3 protein-coding genes are annotated in these 3,622 nt (G+C 71.2%); 1 reads left to right on the top strand and 2 read right to left on the bottom strand.

Features of this window, described 5'->3' with window-relative positions; all coding sequences use genetic code 11:
• Positions 1-750 (top strand): DapH/DapD/GlmU-related protein (locus I59_RS17845; RefSeq protein WP_031274495.1); only part of this gene is annotated, 750 nt, incomplete at its 5' end.
• A gap of 310 nt (positions 751-1,060) precedes the next feature.
• On the opposite strand, the gene I59_RS17840 is transcribed toward I59_RS17845, so the two are convergent.
• A complete protein-coding gene (locus I59_RS17840) occupies positions 1,061-2,359 on the bottom strand; it encodes a citrate synthase (protein WP_022905038.1) in 1,299 nt (432 codons plus the stop codon).
• A 199-nt stretch (positions 2,360-2,558) separates the two neighbouring features.
• On the bottom strand, positions 2,559-3,622 hold a 1,064-nt coding region (gene dapC / locus I59_RS17835), incomplete at its 5' end, for a succinyldiaminopimelate transaminase (RefSeq protein ID WP_022905037.1).

Raw genomic sequence — 3,622 nt, 5'->3', positions numbered from 1 at the left:
ATCGACGCCGCCCCTGCGAGCACGCCTGACGCGTACCTCCGCCTGCACCTGCTCAGCCACCTGCACGTCCGCCCGAACGAGGTGAACCTCGACGGCGTGTTCGCGCACCTGCCGATCGTCGCGTGGACCAACGCGGGCCCCGTCGCCCCCGCGGACCTCACCCGCCTCCGTCCGGCGCTCCAGCGGGCCGGGATCGCGGTGCACGCGATCGACAAGTTCCCGCGCCTGGTCGACTACGTCGTGCCGGACCGCGTGCGCATCGGCGACGCCAACCGCGTGCGCCTCGGTGCACACCTCGCCCCCGGGACCACCGTCATGCACGAGGGCTTCGTGAACTTCAACGCCGGCACCCTCGGCGACGCCATGATCGAGGGACGTGTCTCGCAGGGTGTCGTCGTCGGCGACGGCACCGACATCGGCGGCGGCGCGTCCATCATGGGCACGCTCTCCGGCGGAGGGACCCACCGCGTCTCCCTCGGCGCGCGGGCACTCCTCGGGGCGAACGCGGGGCTCGGCATCTCCCTCGGCGACGACTCCGTGGTCGAGGCCGGTCTCTACGTGACGGCCGGCACGAAGGTCGTCCTCGTCGGTACCGCCCCGAACCCGGACGGAACGGCGAAGACCGTCAAGGCCGCCGAGCTGTCGGGCACGCCGAACATCCTGTTCCGCCGCAACTCCGTGACCGGCGCGGTCGAGGCCCTGCAGCGCCAGGGGCAGGGCATCCAGCTCAACACCGCGTTGCACGCGTAGCGCCACGCGCACGCGCACCCGATCGGAGGCCCGGTGCCGGTCCACGCGACCGGCACCGGGCCTCCAGGCGGTGGCGGTCGCGATCGTCAGTGAACACGCCCACCGCGCGCCGGACTGCACGCACCCGTGCGCCTGCGCCGGCCGGTGCGAGCGGTCACGACGCCCCGCTCACGTTCGCCGGACGGTCAAGAACTGTCGTCCTCGGCGCCGCCACCCGACAGATCGTGACCGCTCGGCGGACCTGAGCGGGGTGTCGCGACCGACCCCGGACCCCGGACCCCGGACCCCGGACCGCGGCGCCGCCCGACGCCTACCGCGCCGGCAGGTCCCGCTCGGGGTGCCCCACGTACAGCTGCTGCGGACGCCCGATCTTGTTCAGCGGGTCGTTGTTCAGCTCCCGCCACTGCGCGATCCACCCCGGCAGACGCCCGATGGCGAACAGCACCGTGAACATCCGCGGCGGGAAGCCCATCGCCTTGTAGATGATGCCCGTGTAGAAGTCGACGTTCGGGTAGAGCTTGCGGCTGACGAAGTACTCGTCCTCGAGCGCGATCTGCTCGAGCTCCATCGCGATGTCGAGCAGGTCGTCCTGCACGCCGAGCGCCTCGAGCACCTCGTGCGCGGACTCCTTCACGAGCTTCGCGCGCGGATCGTAGTTCTTGTACACGCGGTGCCCGAAGCCCATGAGCTTCACGCCGCGCTCCTTGTTCTTCACCCGCTCGACGAACCGCGACACCGGCTCGCCGGAGTCCTTGATCTGCTGGAGCATCTCGAGCACGGCCTCGTTCGCACCGCCGTGGAGCGGCCCGTACAGGGCGTTGATGCCCGCCGAGATCGAGGCGAACATGTTCGCCTTCGTCGACCCGACCAGGCGCACCGTCGCGGTCGAGGCGTTCTGCTCGTGGTCCTCGTGCAGGATGAGCAGCCGCTCGAGCGCCTTCGACAGCACCGGGTTCGGCACGTACGTCTCGGCCATGGTGCCGAAGTTCAGTCGGAGGAAGTTGTCGACGAACGACAGCGAGTTGTCCGGGTAGAGGAACGCCTGGCCGATCGCCTTCTTGTGCGCGTAGGCGGCGATGACCGGGAGCTTCGCGAGGAGCCGGACGGTCTGGAGCTCGACCTTCTCGGGGTCGTCGACTTCCATGTCGGCCTCGTAGTACGTCGACAGGGCGCTCACCGCGCTGGAGAGGACCGACATCGGGTGCGCCGAGTGCGGGAGGGCGTCGAACAGGCGACGGAGGTCCTCGTGCAGCAGCGTGTGCCGCCGGATCCGCGCGTCGAAGGACTCCAGCTCGGCCGCGGTGGGCAACTCGCCGTAGATGAGGAGCCAGGCGACCTCGAGGAAGGTGCAGTTCGACGCCACCTGGTCGATCGGGTAGCCGCGGTAGCGCAGGATCCCCTGGTCGCCGTCGATGTACGTGATCGCGCTCTTCGTCGAGCCGGTGTTCACGAAGCCGTAGTCGAGGGTGTTCATCCCCGTCTGCTTCTTGAAGGTCGAGATGTCCACCGTGGACGCACCGTCGACGCTCGGCAGGATCGGGAACTCCGCCGAGCCACCCGGGTACGTCAGCGTCGCGGTCGCGGTCTGCTGCTCGGCAGCCGGGCTCACGGGGACGGGCGTGGTGGGCGGTGTGGCCGTCTTCTGAGCGTCGTTGGCAGTGTCAGTCACGGTGACAGCCTAATCGCGCGCACTGTCGGTCGTGCACACCCCCGTGCTCCGGGATTGGTGGGAACCACGGATTGCGCTGGCAGCGCACCACGTGGTGCGCGCCGGACGGGAGGCACGACACCCGCCCGACGGACCCCGTTCAGTCCGCGTCCACCCGGCCCACACGTCGGCCGCTCGCGAGCCGCTGCGCGGCCGCGGCGATCCGGTCGTCGGTGGCGGTGAGCGCCACCCGGACGTGCTCGGCCCCGGCAGCGCCGTAGAAGGTGCCGGGAGCGACGAGGATACCGTGGTCGGCCAGCCAGGCGACGGTGTCGAGCGCGGGTTCGCCCCGCGTCACCCAGAGGTAGAGCCCGGCCTCGCTGTGGTCGATCCGGAAGCCGGCGCCGTCGAGTGCCCGTCGGAGCATGTTCCGCCGGGTGCGGTAGCGCGCCTTCTGCTGCTGCACGTGGGACTCGTCCTCGAGCGCGACGATCATCGCCTGCTGCACGGGCAGCGGCGGCATCATGCCGGTGTGCTTGCGGACGGCGAGGACGTCCGCGAGCAGGTCGGCGTCGCCGGCCACGAACGCCGCCCGGTACCCGGCGAGGTTCGACTGCTTCGAGAGCGAGTAGACGCTGAGGACACCCGCGAGCGAGTCGCCCACGACCCGGGGGTCGAGGATGGTCGGCGTCGGAGCGGCGTCGTACGGCGGCTCCCACCCGAGCTCGGCGTAGCACTCGTCGCCGACGATGACCGCACCGAGCTCCCGTGCACGCTCGACCGCGGCCCGGAGCTGCTCGACCGAGAGCACGCGGCCGTCGGGGTTCCCCGGGGAGTTCAGCCAGACGAGCTTCGTCGTGGCGGGCCACGCGGCAGGGTCGTCGGAGGCGAACGCAGTGGCACCGACGAGCGCGGCACCGAGCTCGTACGTCGGGTACGCGGCCTCGGGGAACACGACGGTGTCGCCGCGGCCGATGCCGAGCCAGAGCGCGAGGCCCGCGATGAACTCCTTCGACCCGATGGTCGGCAGCACCTGGTCCGCGGTCAGCGTCACGCCCTGCCGGCGGCCGTACCAGGCGGCGATGGCTTCGCGCAGGGCGGGCGTCCCGGCGACCTGCGGGTAGGCGTGCGCGTCGGTGGCCTCGGCGAGCGCGCGACGGACGAGTTCGGGCGTCGGGTCGACGGGCGAGCCGACGCTGAGGTCGACGATGCCGCCCTCGTGCG

Source organism: Curtobacterium sp. B8, from assembly GCF_000333315.1.
Taxonomy (GTDB): Bacteria; Actinomycetota; Actinomycetes; order Actinomycetales; family Microbacteriaceae; genus Curtobacterium; species Curtobacterium luteum.
The sequence above is the reverse complement of the archived record's forward strand: the minus strand, read 5'-3'. Positions and strand labels throughout refer to the sequence as shown.